At 71.9% G+C, this 20,301-nt stretch carries 15 protein-coding genes and 1 pseudogene; 7 read left to right on the top strand and 9 right to left on the bottom strand.

Features of this window, described 5'->3' with window-relative positions; genetic code table 11:
- Positions 1–77: 77 nt before the first annotated feature.
- The 3 genes from DRB89_RS27595 to DRB89_RS27605 form a co-directional block, all read right to left on the bottom strand.
- The gene (locus DRB89_RS27595; protein ID WP_112450011.1) at positions 78–5,069 is read right to left on the bottom strand and encodes an NAD-glutamate dehydrogenase; all 4,992 of its coding nucleotides are present in this window, start codon (positions 5,067–5,069) and stop codon (positions 78–80) included.
- Between the two features lie 368 nt (positions 5,070–5,437).
- Positions 5,438–6,163, bottom strand: coding sequence for an HAD family hydrolase (locus tag DRB89_RS27600; RefSeq protein WP_112450012.1), 726 nt, complete (start codon positions 6,161–6,163; stop codon positions 5,438–5,440).
- Positions 6,160–6,660, bottom strand: a complete 501-nt coding sequence (locus tag DRB89_RS27605) for a hypothetical protein (protein WP_112450013.1) — start codon at positions 6,658–6,660, stop codon at positions 6,160–6,162. Before DRB89_RS27605 ends, DRB89_RS27600 begins: the two co-directional genes overlap by 4 nt.
- Positions 6,661–6,992: 332 nt before the next feature.
- On the opposite strand from DRB89_RS27605, the gene DRB89_RS27610 reads away from it, so the two are divergent.
- Positions 6,993–7,430 carry an Rv3235 family protein gene (locus DRB89_RS27610; RefSeq protein WP_112450014.1) on the top strand — a complete coding sequence of 146 codons (438 nt, stop codon included), beginning with the start codon at positions 6,993–6,995 and terminating at the stop codon, positions 7,428–7,430.
- Positions 7,431–7,534: 104 nt separating this feature from the next.
- Here the strand turns inward: DRB89_RS27610 and secA are convergent, their stop codons facing one another.
- Positions 7,535–10,309, bottom strand: coding sequence for a preprotein translocase subunit SecA (gene secA / locus DRB89_RS27615; RefSeq protein WP_112450015.1), 2,775 nt, complete (start codon positions 10,307–10,309; stop codon positions 7,535–7,537).
- A 239-nt stretch (positions 10,310–10,548) separates the two neighbouring features.
- On the opposite strand from secA, the gene DRB89_RS27620 reads away from it, so the two are divergent.
- Positions 10,549–11,187 carry a GNAT family protein gene (locus DRB89_RS27620; RefSeq protein ID WP_112450016.1) on the top strand — a complete coding sequence of 213 codons (639 nt, stop codon included), beginning with the start codon at positions 10,549–10,551 and terminating at the stop codon, positions 11,185–11,187.
- A gap of 9 nt (positions 11,188–11,196) precedes the next feature.
- The gene (locus DRB89_RS27625; protein ID WP_112450017.1) at positions 11,197–12,381 is read left to right on the top strand and encodes a crosslink repair DNA glycosylase YcaQ family protein; all 1,185 of its coding nucleotides are present in this window, start codon (positions 11,197–11,199) and stop codon (positions 12,379–12,381) included.
- Between the two features lie 79 nt (positions 12,382–12,460).
- On the opposite strand, the gene DRB89_RS27630 is transcribed toward DRB89_RS27625, so the two are convergent.
- The 3 genes and pseudogenes from DRB89_RS27630 to DRB89_RS27645 form a co-directional block, all read right to left on the bottom strand.
- Positions 12,461–13,189 (bottom strand): response regulator transcription factor, encoded by a 729-nt coding sequence (locus DRB89_RS27630; protein ID WP_112450018.1) that lies wholly within the window; start codon positions 13,187–13,189, stop codon positions 12,461–12,463.
- Positions 13,190–13,403: 214 nt separating this feature from the next.
- Positions 13,404–14,099 carry a ribosome-associated translation inhibitor RaiA gene (gene raiA / locus DRB89_RS27635; protein ID WP_112450019.1) on the bottom strand — a complete coding sequence of 232 codons (696 nt, stop codon included), beginning with the start codon at positions 14,097–14,099 and terminating at the stop codon, positions 13,404–13,406.
- 279 nt (positions 14,100–14,378) lie between these two features.
- Positions 14,379–14,906 (bottom strand): annotated as a pseudogene (locus tag DRB89_RS27645) (ComF family protein); the annotation flags it as partial.
- 205 nt (positions 14,907–15,111) lie between these two features.
- Here DRB89_RS27645 and DRB89_RS27650 point away from each other — a divergent pair.
- The 4 genes from DRB89_RS27650 to DRB89_RS27665 all read left to right on the top strand — a co-directional run bounded on the left by DRB89_RS27650 (position 15,112) and on the right by DRB89_RS27665 (position 18,870).
- A complete protein-coding gene (locus DRB89_RS27650; protein WP_112463457.1) occupies positions 15,112–15,381 on the top strand; it encodes a hypothetical protein in 270 nt (89 codons plus the stop codon).
- A gap of 94 nt (positions 15,382–15,475) precedes the next feature.
- A complete protein-coding gene (locus DRB89_RS27655; protein ID WP_239516359.1) occupies positions 15,476–17,452 on the top strand; it encodes a SpoIIE family protein phosphatase in 1,977 nt (658 codons plus the stop codon).
- 123 nt (positions 17,453–17,575) lie between these two features.
- Positions 17,576–18,436 carry a DNA-formamidopyrimidine glycosylase family protein gene (locus DRB89_RS27660; RefSeq protein WP_112451379.1) on the top strand — a complete coding sequence of 287 codons (861 nt, stop codon included), beginning with the start codon at positions 17,576–17,578 and terminating at the stop codon, positions 18,434–18,436.
- Between the two features lie 29 nt (positions 18,437–18,465).
- Complete coding sequence (locus DRB89_RS27665; protein WP_204357850.1) at positions 18,466–18,870, top strand: hypothetical protein; 405 nt, start codon at positions 18,466–18,468, stop codon at positions 18,868–18,870.
- Between the two features lie 70 nt (positions 18,871–18,940).
- Here the strand turns inward: DRB89_RS27665 and DRB89_RS27670 are convergent, their stop codons facing one another.
- On the bottom strand, positions 18,941–19,405 hold the full coding sequence (locus tag DRB89_RS27670; RefSeq protein WP_162689004.1) for a hypothetical protein: 465 nt from the start codon (positions 19,403–19,405) through the stop codon (positions 18,941–18,943).
- Positions 19,406–19,666: 261 nt separating this feature from the next.
- Positions 19,667–20,206 carry a sigma-70 family RNA polymerase sigma factor gene (locus DRB89_RS27675; protein WP_112451380.1) on the bottom strand — a complete coding sequence of 180 codons (540 nt, stop codon included), beginning with the start codon at positions 20,204–20,206 and terminating at the stop codon, positions 19,667–19,669.
- Between the last annotated feature and the right edge of the window lie 95 nt (positions 20,207–20,301).

The raw sequence follows: 20,301 nt of genomic DNA on the forward strand, positions 1-20,301 counted from the left end.
GGGACGCCGAACGGGCCGGGCCCGGGAACCCTCAGGGGTCCCGGGCCCGGCCCGTACTCGTACAGCGGCCCGCAGGGCTACACGTGCGCCCGCAGCAGCGACCGCATCGTCCGCATCGCGACCGACAGGTTCGCCAGGTCGAAGTCGTCCGACCCCTGGATCTCGTCCAGCGTCGTCCGCGCCCGCCCGATGATCGCCGTGTTCTTCTCCTCCCACGCCTTGAAGCGCTCCTCGGGAGTCGACGTGCCGTTGCCGACCGTCAGCACGTCGGCGGTCAGCGCCGCGTGCGCCGAGAACAGGTCCTCGCGGATGGACGCGCGGGCCATCGACTGCCAGCGGTCGGCCCGCGGCAGCTCGATGATCCGGTCCATCAGCTTCGTGATCTCCAGCCGGTCCGCGAGGTCGTAGTACACCTCGGCCACCGCCAGCGGCTCGACGCCCGTGCGGTCCGCGATCGCGACGATGTCCAGCGTCGGGAAGGCCGAGGAGAACCCGGCCACCTTGGCCGCCAGCTCCTCCGGCACGCCCTCGCCGATCAGCTCGGCCATGACCGCCTCGTACCACTCCAGGTCCGCGCCGCGAACGAGCTTCGGCACGTCCGACCAGACCCGCGCCACCCGCTCGGCGAAGAGCTCGATGGTCTCGGTGATCTGGAGCGGCTGCGGCCGGTTGTTCAGCAGCCAGCGCGTACCGCGCTCGACCAGGCGCCGCGAGTGCAGCCGCACCCGGGTCTGGACGTTGGCGGCGACCTCGTTGTCGAGCGCCTCGACGGCGTCCCACACGTCGGCCAGTCCGAAGATCTCGCGGGCGGCGAGCTGCGCCCGGACGATCTCCTCCAGGGAGGCCCCGGTCTCCTCCCGCAGCCGGTGCAGGAAGGTCGAGCCGCCGCTGTTGACCGTGTCGTTGACCAGCACCGTGGTGATGATCTCGCGGCGCAGCGCGTGCCCGTCGACCTGCTCCGGGAACTTCGCGCGCAGCGCGCCCGGGAAGTAGGCGTGCAGCAGGCGGGCCATGTACGGGTCGTCCGGCAGCCCGGTGTGGATGAGCTCGTCCGCCACCGTGATCTTGGTGTAGGCGAACAGGACGGCCAGCTCCGGCTGGGTCAGGCCCTTGCCGTTGTTCAGCAGTTCGCGGATCTGCCGGTCGTTGGGCAGGAACTCCAGCGCCCGGTCCAGCAGGCCGTCCCGGCCCAGGCGGCGCATGAAGCGCTGCTGGGCGTGGAGCAGGCTGGGCGCCTGGGCCGCGCCGTTGGACAGCGCCACGTTCTGCGCGTAGTTGTTGCGCAGCACCAGCCGGCCGACCTCGTCGGTCATCTGGGCGAGGAACTTGTTGCGCTGCTTGACGGTCAGGTCCCCGTCGGCGACCACCGAGTTCAGCAGGATCTTGATGTTCACCTCGTGGTCGGAGGTGTCCACGCCGGCGCTGTTGTCGATGGCGTCGGTGTTGATCTTGCCGCCCTCGCCGCCCGCGCCGCTGCGCGCGAACTCGATGCGGCCGAGCTGGGTCAGACCCAGGTTGCCGCCCTCGCCGATGACCTTGGCCCGCGCGTCGGAGCCGTTGACGCGGATGGCGTCGTTGGCCTTGTCGCCGACGTCCGCGTGCGTCTCGGCCGTCGCCTTGACGTACGTACCGATGCCGCCGTTCCACAGCAGGTCCACCGGGGACTGCAGGATCGCCTTCATCAGGTCGGCCGGGGTCATCTTCGTGACGCCCGCCTCGATGCCGAGGGCCGCGCGGACCTGCGCGTTGACCGGGATGGCCTTCGCGCTGCGCGGGTGGATCCCGCCGCCCTGCGACAGCAGCGAGGTGTCGTAGTCCGCCCACGAGGAGCGCGGCAGGTCGAACAGGCGCCGGCGCTCGGCGTAGGAGGTGGCCGCGTCCGGGTTCGGGTCGATGAAGATGTGCCGGTGGTCGAAGGCGGCGACCAGGCGGATGTGCTCGGAGAGCAGCATGCCGTTGCCGAAGACGTCGCCGGACATGTCGCCGACGCCGACGACCGTGAAGTCCTGCGTCTGGGTGTCGTGTCCCAGCTCGCGGAAGTGCCGCTTGACGGACTCCCAGGCGCCGCGGGCGGTGATGCCCATGCCCTTGTGGTCGTAGCCGGCGCTGCCGCCGGAGGCGAAGGCGTCGCCCAGCCAGAAGCCGTAGGACTCCGCGACCCCGTTGGCGATGTCGGAGAAGGTCGCGGTGCCCTTGTCGGCGGCGACGACGAGGTAGGTGTCGTCCTCGTCGTGGCGGACCACGGCCTTGGGGTGCACGACCTCGCCGCCGACCATGTTGTCGGTGATGTCGAGGAGCGCCGAGATGAAGATCTTGTACGAGGCGATGCCCTCGGTGAGCCAGGCGTCGCGGTCCACCGAGGGGTCCGGCAGGTTCTTGGCGACGAAGCCGCCCTTGGCGCCGACCGGCACGATGACGGTGTTCTTGACCATCTGCGCCTTGACCAGGCCGAGGATCTCCGTACGGAAGTCCTCGCGCCGGTCGGACCAGCGCAGGCCGCCTCGGGCGACCTTGCCGAAGCGCAGGTGGACGCCCTCGACGCGCGGGGAGTACACCCAGATCTCGAAGGCCGGGCGCGGGGCCGGCAGCTCCGGGATGGCCTGCGGGTCGAACTTCATCGACACGTACGAGTGCTGCTCGCCCGCGCTGTTCAGCTGGAAGAAGTTCGTGCGCAGGGTGGCCTTGATGAGGGTGAGGAAGGACCGCAGGATCCGGTCCTCGTCCAGCGAGGCGACCTGGTCCAGGGCCCCGTCCAGCTCTTCCAGCATCGCGTCGACGAGCTCGCTGCCCGCGGACTGGCGGCCGGGCGACATGCGGGCCTCGAAGAGCGAGATCAGCAGCCGGGTGGTGTGGACGTTGTTGCGGAGGGTGTCCTCCATGTAGTCCTGGCTGAAGGTGGCACCGGCCTGGCGCAGGTACTTGGCGTACGCGCGCAGCACCACGGCCTGGCGCCAGGTCAGCCCGGCGCCCAGCACCAGGGTGTTGAAGTTGTCGTTCTCGGCGTCGCCCTGCCAGACCGCCGAGAAGGCGTCCTGGAACCGCTCGCGGGCGTCGTCGCCGAGGTAGTTGGACGCCGCGGCGCCGTCCCCGTTGCCCGTCGGGAGCGGCATCCGCAGGCCGAAGTCGTAGATCCACGCGTTGCTGCGGTCGCTGCAGCGCAGCTCGTAGGGCCGCTCGTCGGTGACCTCCACGCCCAGGCGCTGCAGGACCGGCAGCACCGCGGAGAGCGAGACCTGCTCGCCGGTGCGGTAGATCTTGAACCGGCGTTCGCCGGGGCCCGCGCCGACCGGCTCGTACAGCGACAGCGCGAACGCGCGGTCGCTCGCGGACAGCCGCTCGAGGTGGCACAGGTCGGCCACGGCCGCGCGCGGCGAGTGGTCGGCCTTGTAGCCCTCGGGGAAGGAGTTCCCGTACTTGCGCAGCAGCTCGGCGGCGCGCTCCTCGCCCAGCTCGGCGACGAGCGCCTCGCCGAAGCCGTCGGCCCAGGAGCGGGCGGCCTCGACCAGCCGGCCCTCGATCCGCTCCACGTCGGCGTCGGTCAGCACGGGCAGCTCGGTGCCCTGCGGGACGCGGACGACGAAGTGGATGCGGGAGAGGATCGACTCGGTGTTCCAGGCGGTGAAGTCGACGCTGATGCCGTCGAGCTCCTCCTGCAGGATCGCGATCAGGCGCAGCCGCACGCCGGTGGTGTAGCGGTCGCGCGGCAGGTAGACGAGCGCGGAGTAGTAGCGCCCGTACTCGTCCTGGCGCAGGTACAGCCGCAGCCGGCGGCGCTCCTGGAGGTAGAGCACGGAAGTGGCGATGGCCTGGAGCTGGTCGACCGGGGTCTGGAACAGCTCGTCGCGCGGGTAGGTCTCCAGGATCTGCAGCAGGTCGCGGCCGTCGTGGCTGGACGCCGCGAAGCCGGCGCCTTCGAGGACCTCGGCGACCTTGCGGCGGATGACGGGGACGCGGCGCACCGACTCGGTGTACGCGGCGGAGGAGAACAGTCCGAGGAAGCGGCGCTCGCCGACGACGTTGCCCTCGGCGTCGAACTTCTTCACGCCCACGTAGTCGAGGTACGAGGGGCGGTGCACGGTGGAGCGGCTGTTGGCCTTGGTCAGCACCAGCAGGCGGTGCTCGCGGGCCTTGGCGCGGGCGTCGGCCGGCAGCCGGTTGAAGGACGGCGAGACGGGGTGGCCGTCGTCCTTGCCGCTGTGGTGCGGGTCGGAGCGCAGGATGCCGAGGCCGGTGCCGGGCACGGCGGACAGGGAGTCGCCGTCGACGAGGTTGTACTCGCGGTAGCCGAGGAAGGTGAAGTGGTCGTCGGCGAGCCAGCGCAGCAGCTCGCGGGCCTCTTCGAGCTCGTACTCGCGCAGGTCGGGCGCGGTGGGCTCGGCGGGCAGGCCCTCGGCGATGCGCAGCGCGGCGTCGCGCATCTTCTCCCAGTCCTCGACGGACTCGCGGACGTCGGACAGGACGCGCAGCAGGTCGGCGTTGATCTGCTTGAGGTCGGCCTTGTCGGTCTCGCGGTCGATCTCGACGTGGATCCAGGACTCGACGAGGGAGTCGTGGGGGCGCGCGGTGCGGGGGCCGTGCGCGTCGCAGTCGGGGCCGAGGATCTCGATCAGCTTGCCGGTGACGTCGCGGCGGACGACGACCTGCGGGTGGATCACGACGTGGATGCCGCGGCCCTGGCGGGACAGCTCGTTGGTGACGCTGTCGACCAGGAACGGCATGTCGTCCGTGACCACCTCGACGACGGAGTGGCTGGAGGTCCAGCCGTTCTCCTCCACCGTGGGGGTGTGCACGCGGACGTTCGCGGTGCCCTGCGGGCGCTTCTCCGCGATCCGGTAGTGGGAGAGCGCTGCCCCGAACACGTCGACCGGATCCCGGTCCAAGAGGTCCTCGGGGGCGGTGTGCAGGTAGTAGCGCTGGAGGTAGGAGAGCATCGCGTCCCGGTCTGGACGGTCAGCACGCTCCCCTGGCTCGGACCCAGTCGGAAGTAGCCCCCCGGCCGGGCTGTTCTCGGCTACCCGGGCCGCCCGCGAAAGCAGCTCGGCCTTTGCTTCGTCCAGCTTGGTCTGCATGTCCTCTGGCTCCTGTCGCGCGCCATTGCGTGACGTAGGTGAAGGAAGGAATGGCACAGCACCGCGAGGCGGGATGTCCGGTCGGGATCGACGCTATGCCGTCGAGAGAATCGCCTGGGAGGGAATCGGCCATGATCGGCAAGAGGTCCCGGCGACGGGGATCAGCGATGGCCCGGGCACGGTCGTGCGCCGGGCGCTTGCCGGAGGCTTCAGTGCCTCCGAGGACTATCGCGCTGATCACGGGTACCAGGCTATCTCGCTCCACCCCCGACTCGTCATGAGCTGTATGTGTACAAATCCAGGGGGGGAAGTTTGACACTCTGGACAGCGACGCGCCCGGGACGGCGTGCCCGGTCACGATCCGGTCGCTATCCGGCCAGTTCGCGAGCAGTGCGTACGGCCTCCGCCAGGCTGTCGACCACGGGGACACCGGCCGATTCCAGACTGCTGCGGCTGTGCGAACCGCCCGTGTAGAGGACGGCCCGCGCTCCCACGTGCGCCGCGGCCAGCGCGTCGTCCACGGCGTCTCCGATGAGTACCGTACGCACGGCCGTCACCCCCGTCCCCTCCAGGGCCTCCAGGTGGCGTACGAGGTGTCCCGCCTTGCTGGTGTGGGAGGGGCCGATGCGCCCGTCGACGCGCAGGAAGTGCAGGTCGATGCCGTGCGCCCGGACGAGCGGGACGAGCTTGTCGTGGGGCGCGAGGGACAGCAGGGACTGGGTGAGCCCGTCCGCCTGCCAGTCCCGGAGCAGCTCCCGGGCGCCTTCGGCGAGCCCGGCGGTCCCGGCGGCGGCCCAGTAGTGGCGGTGGAAGGTCTCGTCCATGACCAGCCACTCGGCCTCCGTGGGGAGCCGGCCCATGAGGCGTTCGTAGAACTTCGGCACCGGTACGACGTACAGCTCGCGGTACCGCTCCAGGGTGATCGGCGCGAAGCCCAGCTCGGCGAAGGAGGCGTTGGTCGCGTCGATGACGGCGTCGATGTCGTGGAGCAGCGTGCCGTTCCAGTCCCAGACGATGTGCGAGGAGGCGGATCCGGCCGGGGACACGGGGGCCTGCGGGGCGGACGCGGGGCTCCGAGGGCTCTCCCGGCTCATTTCAGCAGCCCCGGAATCTCCTGCACCCCGAACCAGAGCAGCTCGTGGTCCTCGGCTCCGTCGACGGCGGACCCCGCGGCCTCGTCCCCCAGGTCCGCGGCCGGGACGGCCAGCGCGGCGGCCGTCACGTCCTCCACGGCGTCCTGCGCGTCCACGTGCACGGCGGCGGCCACGGCGAGCCGTACGGCCCCGGCGAGGGCCACCCGGCCGAGCGCGGCCTCCTCGTCCCCGGGGACGGCGGTGGCGGCCTCGTCGTCCACGTCGACGGCGACGACGACCCGCTTGCGGGGCGCGCCGGAGTCCTCGGCGATCAGGCGCAGCGAGGCGGCCGCGGCCCGGCCCAGGGCGGCGTACTCCAGTTCCTCGATGTCGTCCGACACGAACCACTCGCGCAGCTCCGGCGTCACGGCGTAGGCCCGCAGCGGAGCCGGACCCAGCTCACCCGCCTCGTGCGCCGCGGCGAGCCCGGGGAGGGTCAGGGGGACGTACACGCGCATGGCCGGCTGCTTTCGGTAGTCGGAAACGCCCTCAGGATACGACCGTTCCGCGCCGGGGTCCGGACTCCGTCCGTGACGGGTCCCGTCCCCCTTCGGGGTGCCGGGGTGCGGCCGGCGGGCGTCCACCCCGGTCCGCGCGGCACCGGGTCGGGGGCCCGGGGGCCCGGGCTCCCGACCCGGATAGGTGAAGGCCGCCCCGGCCGCGGCGGCCGCGCGGGGCCGTTGCGGAGCGTGTTCGCGGACCCGTAGAAGTGCCCTGAAAAGTTACCGCCCGGTACCCGATCCGGGCCCCGACTTCCAAGGGGACGACCGCCATGACCACAAGGACGACCATGCCCACAAGGACCACCAAAACCGCCAAGACCACCAGGGCCGCCAGGACCGCCAGGGCCGGGAACACCGCCCGGCCCCCCGGCCGCCACGACCAGCGCCGCCCGGGGGCCGCCGTCCACCGCGGCCCGCACCACTGGTTCGCCGACCGGCTCCTCGCGGTGCTCAGCGGCCGCCGGCCGGTCCACTCCCTGATGGGCCACACCGTCGGCCCCGCCTACGACCAGCTGATCGCCCTGGCCCCCGCGGACCCCCTGTGCGACCGGCTCACCCCCGTGGTCCACCGGTGCGGCCGCTTCACCCCCGGCCCGGGGGTCATCGAGGCCTTCGCCCGCATCGCCACGGGCGACCGACTGACGGCGCTGGCCTTCCGCCTGGAACAGGGCACCGACCTGCGCTGGCGCTGCGCGGCCGTCGAACTCCAGGGCATGCGGCCGTGACCGCGCGCGGCGCCCGGAGCGCCCGCACCCCCCACGACGCCGGGGCCGGACCCCACGTACGACGTGGTGTCCGGCCCCGGCGGGGAGGGTACGAGCCGTGCCCGCTACTTCTTGCGGCGGCGGCCGCCCGAAGCCTTGGCGGCCTTGCGGCGCTCCGCCCGGGTCATCCCGGAGTCCTCGCCGGACTCCGATGCGAAGTCGCCCTCGACGACGCCGCCCTCACCGTCGACCGTCGGCGCGGAGAAGTGCAGCCGGTCCGGACGCTGCGGAGCGTCCAGGCCCTTCGCGCGGATCTCCGGCTTGCTCAGCGACGGACCCGCGTCCTGCACCGGGACCTCCTCGACCTGCTGCTCGACCTGGACCTCCAGGTTGAACAGGTAGCCGACGGACTCCTCCTTGATGCCTTCCTGCATGGCGTTGAACATGTCGAAGCCCTCGCGCTGGTACTCGACCAGCGGGTCCTTCTGGGCCATCGCCCGCAGGCCGATGCCCTCCTGCAGGTAGTCCATCTCGTACAGGTGCTCACGCCACTTGCGGTCCAGCACCGACAGCACCACGCGCCGCTCCAGCTCGCGCATGATGTCGGAGCCGAGCGTCGCCTCGCGCGCCTCGTACTGCTCGTGGATGTCGTCCTTGACGGACTCCGCGATGAACTCGGCGGTGATGCCCGCGCGGTCGCCCGCCGCGTCCTCGAGCTCCTCCACCGTGACCTTGATCGGGTAGAGCTGCCCGAAGGCGTTCCACAGCCGGTCCAGGTCCCACTCCTCCGCGAACCCCTCGACCGTCTCGGCCGTGATGTACGCGTCGATCGTGTCGTCCATCATGTGCCGGATCTGCTCCTGGAGGTCTTCGCCCTCCAGGACCCGGCGGCGCTCGGCGTAGATGACCGTGCGCTGGTTGTTCAGGACCTCGTCGTACTTCAGGACGTTCTTGCGCGTCTCGAAGTTCTGCGTCTCGACCTGCGACTGGGCCGAGGCGATGGCCCGCGTGACCATCTTGTTCTCGATCGGCACGTCGTCCGGCACGTTCGCCATCGACATGACGCGCTCGACCATCTGCGCCTTGAACAGGCGCATCAGGTCGTCGCCCAGCGACAGGTAGAAGCGGGACTCGCCCGGGTCGCCCTGTCGGCCCGAGCGGCCGCGCAGCTGGTTGTCGATGCGGCGCGACTCGTGGCGCTCGGTGCCCAGCACGTACAGCCCGCCGAGCTCCTTGACCTCCTCGAACTCCGCCTTCACGGCGGCCTCGGCCCGCGTGAGCGCCTCGGGAAGGGCGTGCGCCCACTCCTCGATGTGCTCCTCCGGGTCCAGACCGCGCTGGCGCAGCTCGGCCTCGGCGAGGTCGTCCGGGTTGCCGCCGAGCTTGATGTCGGTACCGCGGCCGGCCATGTTCGTGGCAACGGTGACGGCGCCCCGGCGGCCGGCCTGGGCGACGATCGTCGCCTCACGGTCGTGCTGCTTGGCGTTGAGCACCTCGTGCGGGATGCCGCGCTTGGAGAGCTGCTGGGAGAGGTACTCGGACTTCTCGACCGACACCGTACCGACGAGGATCGGCTGGCCCTTCTCGTGCTTCTCCGCGATGTCGTCGACGACGGCGGAGAACTTCGCGACCTCGGTCCGGTAGATCAGGTCCGCCTGGTCGATGCGGACCATGTCGCGGTTGGTCGGGATCGGGACGACACCGAGCTTGTAGATCTGGTGGAACTCGGCGGCCTCGGTCATGGCCGTACCGGTCATGCCCGACAGCTTCGAGTAGAGGCGGAAGAAGTTCTGCAGGGTGATCGTGGCGAGGGTCTGGTTCTCGTCCTTGATGTCCACCCCTTCCTTCGCCTCGATCGCCTGGTGCATGCCCTCGTTGTAGCGGCGCCCGGCCAGGATGCGGCCGGTGTGCTCGTCGACGATCATGACCTCGCCGTCGATGACGACGTAGTCCTTGTCGTTCTTGAACAGTTCCTTCGCCTTGATGGCGTTGTTCAGGTAGCCGACGAGCGGGGTGTTCACCGACTCGTAGAGGTTCTCGATGCCGAGCCAGTCCTCGACCTTCGCGACACCGGTCTCGTGGATGGCGACGGTGCGCTTCTTCTCGTCGACCTCGTAGTCGCCGGTCTCCTCGATGCCCTTGAGGGGCTGGCCGGGCTCGCCCTTGGTCAGGCGGGTGACCAGCTTCGCGAAGTCCGCGTACCACTTGGTGGCCTGGTCGGCCGGGCCGGAGATGATCAGCGGGGTACGGGCCTCGTCGACGAGGATCGAGTCGACCTCGTCGACCACGGCGAAGTTGTGGCCGCGCTGGACGAGCTCGTCCTGCGACCACGCCATGTTGTCGCGGAGGTAGTCGAAGCCGAACTCGTTGTTCGTGCCGTACGTGACGTCGGCGGCGTACTGCTCACGGCGCTGCGCCGGCGACATGTTCGCCAGGATGCACCCGACCTCGAGGCCGAGGAACTTGTGCACCCGGCCCATCATCTCGGAGTCGCGCTCGGCGAGGTAGTCGTTCACCGTGATCAGGTGGACGCCCTTGCCGGACAGCGCGTTCAGGTACGCGGGGAGCGTGCCGACGAGGGTCTTGCCCTCACCGGTCTTCATCTCGGCCACGTAGCCGAGGTGCAGCGCCGCGCCACCCATCATCTGGACGTCGTAGTGACGCTGGCCGAGGACGCGCTTGGCGGCCTCGCGGACGGTCGCGAAGGCCTCGGGAAGCAGGTCGTCCAGGGTCTCGCCGTCCTGGAAGCGCTGCTTGTACTCGTCCGTGAGCGCACGCAAGTCGGCGTCGGAGAGGTTGACGAAGTCCTCTTCGATGGAGTTGACCTGGTCCGCGATGCGGTGCAGTTTTTTGAGGATCTTGCCTTCGCCTGCACGCATGAGCTTGTTGAAGACGGACACCGAGGTTTGTCTCCTTGCCGGTCGGGCCTGGCACTGGTTCGTACACGGGCACGGAGGGTGGGCCCCACCGCAACGGCCATCGTAAGCGAGGACGCGGTCGCGTCGGGAGGTCCGTACCATCCGCGGGGCACGAGTGCCCGGAATGAGAACGTGCGGAGGGTGCCGAAGGTGCCGCCACCGGCGGCCCCTCTTCCCGAAATCTGTTCGCCGCGTGGCTTCGCGGGCAGCAGAATCCGCGCATGGACCCGATCGACTTGACCACCGAGCGCCTGGTGCTGCGCCCCCTCGCCCCCTCCGACACCGACGAGGTGTACGCGGCGTGCCAGGACCTGGGCATCCAGCGCTGGATCCCCGTGCCCCTCCCGTACGGGCGCTCGGACGCCGAGGCCTTCACGGCCCGGTCCCCGGGCGGGTGGCAGGACGGCTCGGAGTACAACATCGCGGTCCGGCTCGGCGCCGACGGCCCGCTCGTCGCCTGCATGGGCGTCGTCCCGGACGGCGCGCACGCGCACGAGGTCGGCTACTGGACCGTCCCCGGGCACCGCGGCCGCGGCTACATGACCGAGGCCCTGCCCGCCGTGGTGCGCTGGGCCTTCACCGAACTCGGCTGCGTACGGATGGTCTGGCGCGCCGGGGTCGGCAACGACGCCTCCCGCACGGTCGCCGAGAAGGCCGGCTTCACCATCGAGGGCGTCCAGCGCGCGGCCATGGAGCACCGCGGGACCCTGCGGGACTGCTGGATCGGCGCCATGCTCCCCTCGGACCTCGGCCTCCCCTCCCGTCTCCCGTACCTGCCCGCACCCGCCGACGAACGGGCCCGGCGTCCTCGGGCGGCCCTCGCGTCCGCGCCCGGCCCCGTTGTCAGAGGGGCGGTCTAGGGTGCCGTCATGACGACCGCCACGCCCGGGCCCAGGCCGACCGCCTCCCTGTCCGCCGACGATGCCCGCCGCATCGCGCTGCGCGCGCAGGGGTTCATCGGAACCCCCGACCGCCGCGGCGGGGTACGCGGAATCCTGCGCCACCTGGGCGCCGTCCAGCTGGACACCATCTCCGTACTGGCCCGCTCCCACGAGCTCATCCCGTACGCGCGCCTGGGCGCGGTCGGCCGGGCCGGCGTCGAGGCGGCGTACTGGTCGGACCAGCACGCCTTCGAGTACTGGTCGCACGCGGCCTGCATCCTGCCCATCGAGGAGTGGCCGCACTTCGCCTTCCGCCGCCGGGCCCGCAAGGCCCGCGGCCACCGCTGGCACGTCCTGGAGGACAAGGACCGCTCGACGAAGACCGTCCTGGACCGCCTGGCTGCCGAGGGGCCGCTCACCTCCACCGAGCTGGGCGGCGCCAAGAACGGCGGCGAGTGGTTCGAATGGTCCGAGACGAAGATCGCGGTGGAGTGGCTGCTCGACATCGGCGAGGTCGTCTGCACCGAGCGGCGGGGCTGGAAGCGGGTCTACGACCTGCCCGGACGGGCGGTCCCCGACGAGCTGCTCCACGACGACCTGGACGACCGCGAGTGCGTGCGCCGCCTGGTGGACCTGGCCGGCCGGAGCCTGGGCGTGGGCACCCGGTCGGACATCGCGGACTACCACCGCCTGACCGGCTCGCAGTTCGATGCGGTGATCGCCGACTCGGGCCTGGTCCCGGTGGAGGTGGAGGGCTGGGGGAAGCCCGCCTGGGCCGACCCGGCGGCCCTGGCCACCGCGCCGCGCGGCCGCCACCGCACCACCCTGCTCTCCCCCTTCGACTCCCTGGTCTGGGAGCGTCCGCGCACCGAGCGGATCTTCGGCTTCACGCACCGCCTGGAGGCGTACGTCCCCAAGCCCCGGCGGATCCACGGGTACTTCGCGATGCCGCTGCTGGCCGGCGGGCACCTCCAGGGCCGCGTCGACCCGGGCCGCGAGGGCACGACCCTGGTGGCCCGCCAGCTCTCCCTGACCACCCCGAAGGCGGCGGGCGCGATGGCGCGGGCCCTGCGCGAGGCGGCGGAGTGGGTCGGCTGCGACGCGGTCCGCGTCGAGCGGGCCGCCTCCCCCGCGGAATGGGCGGCGGTGACCTCGGAGCTGGCCGCCCTCTGACGGGCGGGGCCCGGGCCGAAGCACTGCGCGGTGCGGTGCGGTGCGGCGCGGTGCGGTGCGGTGCGGTGCGGGACCCGCCCTAGCGGATCTCGAGGATCTTCTCCCGCATCGCGTACACCACCGCCTCCATCCTGGAGTGCAGTTGCAGCTTCTCCAGGATGTTGCGCACGTGGTTCTTCACGGTGTTCTCGGAGATGAACAGCTCCTTGGCGATGTCGCGGTTGTTCATCCCCGTGGCCACCAGCTTGAGGACCTCCAGCTCCCGGTCCGTGAGCCTGGGCGCCGGCACCAGCCGCCGCTCGTCCGTCCGCTGGATCATCGACTTGAACTCCGTCAGGAGCTTCGACGCCATCGACGGGCTGATCTGCGACTGCCCGTCCGCCACCGCCCGGATCGCCGTGGCGACCTCGTCCGTGGAGATCTCCTTCAGGAGGTACCCCGTGGCACCCGCCTTGATCGCGTCGTAGAGGTCCGCCTCCTCGTCGCTGATCGTCAGCATGATGATCTTCGCGGAGGGCGCCACCTCCTTGATCGAGGTGCACGCCTCGATCCCGCCGCGCCTGGGCATCCGCACGTCCATCAGCACGATGTCCGGCAGCAGGTCCGCCGCCTTGTCGACGGCCTCCGCACCGTCCCCGGCCTCGCCGACGACCTGGATGTCCTCCTCCTGCGCGAGGACGATCTCCAGTCCGCGCCGGAACAGCGCGTGGTCGTCGACCACGAGCACCCGGATCGGCTCTGCGGCCCGTCCTTCCTCACGGCAGCCCGCACCGTCGTCCTCGCGCACCGGCCCGAAGCTGTCCGCCATCGTTCCTCCCCCTGCACCGCATGTGCTGAGCTGCTGGGTCAATCCGACGGGAGCGGCCGACGGCTGACTGCCCGACATGATTCCATGCCCGCGCGACGATTCGGGGGTCGGTGAATACCGGCCGACGGTTACCGGCCATCGCGTCGTACGGGTGCCCCCGCGCCCGCCGAAGCGAACGCGGGGGCACCGCACGGACATCCGGTAGGGCGCGGCGTCAGCCGCCGAGCGCGCCTCCCGCTCCCGCGCCGTCGAGCTCGTTCGAGCCGGAGGCGTCCGGGTTCAGGTGAATCACGCCGTAGTCGTAGCCGTGGCGCCGGTAGACGACGCTCGGCATCTTGGTGTCGGAATCGACGAACAGGTAGAAGTCGTGGCCGACCAGTTCCATCTCGTAGAGGGCCTGGTCGAGCGACATGGGTGCGGCCGAGTGGGTCTTCTCGCGGACGATGAGCGGGCCTTCGCCCTGCACTTCGAGCGATCCGATCCGGGTGGTCGGGACCGCGTCCGTCTTCTCGCCGTTGACCGGCTCGCCGTTGCCGTTCAGGGTCGCGGCGTCCGGAACCGCGTCGGCGACCTCGGCCGCCGAGAGCCGTCCGCTGCCGCGCCGGGTGTGGCGCTTGTCGTGCTGCTTGCGCAGCCGGGCCTCCAGCTTGTCCTGAGCGAGGTCGAGCGCCGCGTACGGGTCGGCGGCGGCGGCCTCGGCCCGGATCACCGGGCCCCGCGAACGCAGGGTGATCTCCACGCGGTCGGAACGGTCGGCCTGGCGCGGGTTGTGCTCCTTGGACACCTCGACGTCCAAGCTGATCACCTTGGCGTCGAGCCTCTGGATCCGCTCCGGATTCAGCTTCTCGGCCACGTGCTTGCGGAACCGGTCGGGCACCTCGGTCTTACGGCCCTTGACGACGATGTCCACGCAGAACTCCGTTCCCGGATAGCCACGCCCAGGGGCGAAGCGTCTCCCTTTCGCACCAGACTCCGGTGAACACCGGAGCCTCGGACTTGGCGACTTTCACCTCCTCCTCCCCCATCGGCAAGATCAACACCCCACCGACTTCGGAGTCGAGAGACAGCCTCTGACACGAAGATTCCGAAACGTACGAACGCTCGGAACATGCGATCCGATGCGTGGGGCCCAAGGCTCGCCAGTTCCTTACAACCGAACATATCCCTCTATGGCGGTTGTCGGCACCCGCTACCGGAACGTACCTCCGTTCAGGTGGCTGTTCCCTCTTACTACCTGCAACGATGCGCCTTCCCCGCCAGTTCCAAATCTATTCACAAGTTTTTTGCCCCGTACGCGTTGCGGACCGGATCCGCCCGGATCGGACCGGTCCCGTCCGGGCGCGCCGGGACGGCCGAAGGAACCGGCCGTGGCGGCCACCACGGCCGCCCCGCACACGGGTCCGGCCCCGGCCGCGCGCAGCGCCCGCGCGGCCTCCGCCAGCGTGGCCCCGGTGGTCACGAGATCGTCCACGAGCACGATCCGGGCCGCCCCGGCCGTCACCCGCACGGCGTCCGGCCCGGCCTCCATGGCCCCCGCGAGGTTCTCCCGGCGCTCCGGCGCCCCCAGGCCCGCCTGGTCGGCCACCGCCCGCCGCAGCCGCAGTACGGGCGCCACGCGCGCGGGCACACCGGCCCGCCGCAGCCGCGCCGAGGCGGCCAGCGCGATCCTGCGCGCCGGATCGTGTCCGCGCGCCCGGACCCGGTGGCGCGCGGAGGGCGCGGCGCGGCGCCCGGTCGGGAACCCTCCCGGGGCCAGCCGGGCGGAAGCCGCGGGCCGGCCCGGCCCGGGAGAGCCGGCGCACGGATGGCGCCGCCGGCGACGGGCCCGCCGCCGGAGCGCCATCCGTACGGTCAGGCCGCGCTGCCGGCGGGCACGGGGGCCAGGCTGTCCTCGAAGCTCTTGCGGAGCTGGGCCCGGCGGCTTGGACGCACCCCAGGGACAGCCCACCGCCCCGCCGCCCGCCTCGGACCTGCCCTCGGACCTGCCCACGGACGTCCCGTCCGACCCGGGCGCCCCGGTGGGCCCGGACGCGGCGTCGCCGCAGCCCAACGACCAGTACACGCCGTCCGACCCGTCCGACCCGTCCGACCCGTACGCGGACCCGTACGGCGACCCCTACGGCGACCCGTACTCCGTCCCCGACCAGCAGCCCTCGGCTCCCTACGACGGCCAGTATCTGGAGAGCGCCTGACCGGCCCGTGTGTCATGGTGGACCGGTGCCGACCGCCGTATCGCTGCCGGACGATTGGCCCGCACATCCGGACCGGTCGCTCGCGCTGAATCGCATGGGCAGTTTCGACTGGGACCTGGTCACCGGTCTCATGCACATGGACGTGGCCGCCCTCGACGTCTTCGACACCACTCCCGGGGAGTACGACGGCCGGCCCGAGACCCTCGCGCCGCGCGTACCGCCCGCCGAGGCCGTCCGGCTCGACGCGCTGGTCTCCTCCGCCCTCAAGAGCGGTGTCGACAGCTACGGCGCCTACTTCCGCATCCGCTGCCACGACGGCCGGCTGCGCTGGACCCACACCCAGGGCCGGGTCATGCGGGGCCCGGACGGCCGCCCGTTCAGGATCATCGGCATCGTCCGGGACGCCACCGAGGAGCTCAGCCACTCCGCCGAACGCCTCGGACTGGACGAGGAGCGGCGCCGCCAGACCTCCGTGGTCGAGAGCACCACCGCCGCGCTCGCGCACGCCCGCACCGTCCAGGACGTCATCGACGCGCTGGGCGATGCCCACGGCCTGGAACGGCTGGGCTCCATGGGCATGGTGATGGGCCTGGTCGAAGCCGGCCGGATCCACCTCGTCGCCGAGGGCCCGGCCGGCAGCTTCGTCCCCGGCACCCGCTACACCCGCATCGACGAGCAGTACCCGATGAGCGAGGTCGTCCGCTCGCTCCAGCCGCGCTTCCTCGACTCGGCGGCCGAGTTCGCCGCCGGCTATCCCGGGCTCTGGGCGAAGATCTCGTACATGCGCATCTCGGCGGCCGCCTACCTGCCGCTGATCGCCCAGGCACGCCCGATCGGCGCGATCGGGCTGCTCTACCAGGACAAGGACGGCTTCACCCAGGACGAGCGCAACCTCCTCGTCGCGCTCGGCAGCAGCATCGCGCAGAGCCTGCAGCGGGCGATGCTCCTGGAGCAGGAGCACGATCTGGCGGAAGGGCTGCAACAGGCGATGCTGCCCCGCCGGATCCCCTCGGTGCCGGGCGCGGAGATCGCCGTACGGTACCGGTCCGCCCGGATGGGCCAGGACATCGGCGGGGACTGGTACGACGTCATCCCGCTGCCCGGCGGCCGGGTCGGCGCGGTCATCGGCGACGTCCAGGGCCACGACACGCACGCGGCGGCGGTCATGGGACAGCTGCGGATCGTCCTGCGCGCCTACGCGGCCGAAGGGCACTCGCCGGCCACCGTCATGGCGCGCGCCTCCGTCTTCCTGCACGAACTGGACACCGACCGCTTCGCGACCTGCACCTACGCGGAGGCGGACCTCTCGACCGGGGTGCTGCAACTGGTCCGGGCCGGCCACATCGACCCCCTGGTGCGCACCCGCGACGGGGACTGCAGGCAGCTGGCGCTGGAAGGCGGGATGCCGCTGGGGCTGTCCGCCGAGTTCGGGCGGCTGGAGTACCCGGTGACGACGGTGGAGCTGGGTCCGGGGGAAACGCTTCTGCTGTGCACGGACGGCCTGGTGGAACAGCCCGGCGCCGACCTCGACGACGGCATCCGGCTCCTCGCCTCCCTCATCCGCACCGGACCGGGGGACCTCGCGCAGCTCGCGGACCGGCTCTGCGAGGTCGTCGACGACCGGGGCGGCGACGACGACATGGCGCTGCTCCTGCTGCGCCGCGAGGCGAAGGACCCCCCGCAGGGCGGCGGCCGCCTCCAGCAGCACGTGGCCCCCGGGGATCCGGAGGCCCTGGTGTCCGCCCGCCACATGATCGGCGCGGCGGTCCGGGCCTGGGGGGCGCGGGAGCGGGCCGACGAGATCGAACTGGTCGCCGACGAGCTCATCGTGAACGCCCTGATGCACACGGACGGCCCGGCGATCGTGACGCTGCGGGTCCTGGCCGGCTCCGAGCGCCGGCTCCGGGTGGAGGTCGAGGACCGCTCCAGCGCCCTGCCGAGGCGGCGGGAGGCGGGCGAGTCCGGAGTGTCGGGACGCGGCCTGATGCTGGTGGACCGGCTGGCGGACGTGTGGGGCGTGGAATCGCGGGGGAGCGGCAAATGCGTGTGGTGCGAGTTCGTGATGGCGTGACCGCCCCGGACCGGCTCACCGGCCCCCGCGACCGCGGCCCCCGCCCCGGCCCCGCGACCGGACCGGCTCCGGCGGACCCGTCCCCGGCTCGCGCTTCGCCCGGGGGCGCGGCAGGCTGGGGGCATGCCCGAGCTGCCCGAGGTCGAGGCCCTGCGGGAGTTCCTCGACGAGCACCTCGCCGGGCGGGTGGTCGAGCGCGTCCTCCCGCTCGCCGTCAGCGTGCTCAAGACGTACGAGCCGCCCCTGAGCGCCCTCGAGGGGCAGCGGGCCGGGGCCACGGACCGCCGGGGCAAGTTCCTGGCGGTGCGGATCGGCGAGCTCCACCTCGTCACCCACCTCGCCCGGGCCGGCTGGCTGCGCTGGATGGACGAGGTCCCGGCGCAGCCGCCGCGCCCCGGCAAGGGGCCGCTCGCGCTGCGCCTGGTCCTGCGCGACGGCGGCGGCTTCGACCTGACCGAGGCGGGGACCCGCAAGGGGCTCGCCGTGTACGTGGTCCACGATCCCCTGGAGGTCCCGGGGATCGCCCGCCTCGGCCCCGACCCGCTCGCCGAAGGCTTCGACCGGGCGGCCTTCGGCGCGCTGCTCGCGGGTGAACGGCGGCAGATCAAGGGCGTGCTGCGCGACCAGGGCGTCATCGCGGGCATCGGGAACGCGTACAGCGACGAGATCCTCCACCACGCGAAGGTGTCGCCCTTCAAGCTGGCCGCGTCCTTCGACGAGGCGCAGGCGGACCACCTGTACGCGGCCGTCCGGGAGACCCTGCGCTCGGCGGTCGAGCGGGCGCACGGGGTGGCCGCCGGCCGGCTCAAGGCCGAGAAGAAGAGCGGGCTGCGGGTGCACGGCCGGGCGGGCGAGCCGTGCCCGGTGTGCGGGGACACCGTCCGTTCGGTGTCCTTCGCCGACTCCTCGCTCCAGTACTGCCCCACCTGCCAGACCGGTGGCAAGCCGCTCGCCGACCGCCGGCTGTCCAAACTGCTCAAGTAGCCGCCGGGGGTCGACGTAGACTGCGGCCCGTGGCCGAGGAGCAGCAGGCGCAGACGCCCCGGCGGGAGGTCGTCACCGGGGTGCCGCGCGGTGCCCGCCGCCGGCCGCCCGCGCACACCCCGGCCCGGTCCGAGATCTCCGAGCAGACCACCCTGGGCGCCACGTACGTCCGGGCCCTCATGCGCAGCCAGCTCCGCGCCGGGCTCTGCGCGCTGGCCGCGCTCGCGGCCCTGGTCGGGCTGCTGCCGCTGCTGTTCCTGCTCCCGCGCGTGGCCTCGGGGCCGCTGGTGTGGGTCGTGCTCGGCGTGCTCGTGTACCCGGTGATGTGGCTCGTCGCCCGCGCGTACGTGGTCCGGGCCGAGCGCAACGAGGCCGATTTCACCGGCCTGGTCACCGATCCGGCGGAGGCGCCCGGCCCGCGCCGGACCGAGTAGCGGGCCCCCGGCGGGGGACCCGGCCCTGGCCCTCGCCCGGGCTCCGGGCGTCCCGCGGGTCAGAAGCGGGTCAGAACAGGTGCATCGCCAAGTGGCCCAACGGGAGACCCAGTTGCCAGGCAGGGGTCCAGACCCGGGCGTTCTCGTCCAGGCCCGGCGGGGTGTCGGCGTGGCCGTGGCGGCCCGGGTCGAGGTTGGTGGCGAACAGTTCCGTGTGGTCCAGCCAGCGCCAGGCCGCGCGGGCCAGTTCCAGGTCCGGGTCCTCGCCGCGGCCGAGCTCGCGGGCCTCCTCGCCCAGGGCCAGGAAGCGGGTGTGGACCCAGTCCCGCCACGGGTGCCCGTACGCCGTCAGCGACATCCACTCGTCGAGCTGGGAGACGACCCGGATCCCGGAGAGCTCGCCGGCCGCGTCCGAGAGGTAGATGGTCAGCGCGAGCGTGTCGCGCCCGGCCCGGAACTCCAGGGTGCTGACCGGGATCAGCCGGCCCGTGCGCAGCAGTTCGTCGGCGATGTACTCCGAGTAGAGCCACGCCATGGGGACCGCCAGGCCGCCCCCGCCGTCACTGGTGCCGTTCGAACCCTCGGGCTGCACCGTTCCACCTTCTCCCGCACGCGTCGAGCCGTCCCCGCCGTCGGCCACGAGCCTTCCTTGCACGGATCGCGGAGTGGGGGGTGTTTACTCAACTTGAACGGTTCCATGCCGATTTCGATGCGATTCATGTCCGGTCTGTGAGCGTTCAGGCCATTCCTTGGCGCATATGCCCCAGGCCGACGGCGGAGCCGCCGCGCCGGCGGCCTAGGCCCCGAGGCCGTACCCGTATCCCTGGAGGTCTTTGCGCAAGGCGCGCAGGGCGTAGTACGTACGGGACTTGACCGTTCCGGCGGGGATGCCGAGCTCCGCCGCCGCCTCGGCCACCGAGCGGTCCTGGAAGTAGACCTGCATGAGCACCTCCCGGTGCTCCGCCCCCAGTGAGCCCACGGCCCGCCGCACGTCTATGGCCGTCACCGAGCCCGCCACCGCGTCCCCCGGCGCCGGAGCGTGCTCCATCCCCTCGGGGTCCACCTCCAGCGGCCTCGACAGGCGGGCCCGCCGGGCGTCGATGGCGAGCCGCCGGGCCACCGTGAACAGCCAGGGGCGCAGGGACTCGTGCCCGCTGGCCAGGACCTCCGGGTGTTGCCAGAGCCGCAGGAGGGTCTCCTGCACGAGGTCCTCCGCGCGCTGCGCGTCCCCGGCCGTGAGGCTCAGCAGGAAACCGAACAGAGCCCTCCCGTGCTCGCGCTGCAGTTCGGCCAGCGCTTCGGGGTCCGTGCGCCGGAGAGTGGGGGCCAGGGGCACGAGAGGCTCCTTCCGGGGGTCCGTTCGGGGTCTGTTCGAGACTCCGTTCGAGCTCGACGGATCCACCCTGACCTGCACGGAGCCGACCGGGAACC

Source organism: Streptomyces sp. ICC4 (assembly GCF_003287915.1).
In the GTDB taxonomy this organism is placed as follows: domain Bacteria; phylum Actinomycetota; class Actinomycetes; order Streptomycetales; family Streptomycetaceae; genus Streptomyces; species Streptomyces tritrimontium.

Coding starts and splice junctions, on each gene's coding strand:
- DRB89_RS27595 (WP_112450011.1), bottom strand. CDS start 5,069: ATGCAGACCAAGCTGGACGAAGCAAAGGCCGAGCTGCTTTCGCGGGCG.
- DRB89_RS27600 (WP_112450012.1), bottom strand. CDS start 6,163: ATGAGCCGGGAGAGCCCTCGGAGCCCCGCGTCCGCCCCGCAGGCCCCC.
- DRB89_RS27605 (WP_112450013.1), bottom strand. CDS start 6,660: ATGCGCGTGTACGTCCCCCTGACCCTCCCCGGGCTCGCCGCGGCGCAC.
- DRB89_RS27610 (WP_112450014.1), top strand. CDS start 6,993: ATGCCCACAAGGACCACCAAAACCGCCAAGACCACCAGGGCCGCCAGG.
- DRB89_RS27620 (WP_112450016.1), top strand. CDS start 10,549: ATGGACCCGATCGACTTGACCACCGAGCGCCTGGTGCTGCGCCCCCTC.
- DRB89_RS27625 (WP_112450017.1), top strand. CDS start 11,197: ATGACGACCGCCACGCCCGGGCCCAGGCCGACCGCCTCCCTGTCCGCC.
- DRB89_RS27630 (WP_112450018.1), bottom strand. CDS start 13,189: ATGGCGGACAGCTTCGGGCCGGTGCGCGAGGACGACGGTGCGGGCTGC.
- DRB89_RS27655 (WP_239516359.1), top strand. CDS start 15,476: ATGGGCAGTTTCGACTGGGACCTGGTCACCGGTCTCATGCACATGGAC.
- DRB89_RS27660 (WP_112451379.1), top strand. CDS start 17,576: ATGCCCGAGCTGCCCGAGGTCGAGGCCCTGCGGGAGTTCCTCGACGAG.
- DRB89_RS27670 (WP_162689004.1), bottom strand. CDS start 19,405: ATGGCGTGGCTCTACTCGGAGTACATCGCCGACGAACTGCTGCGCACG.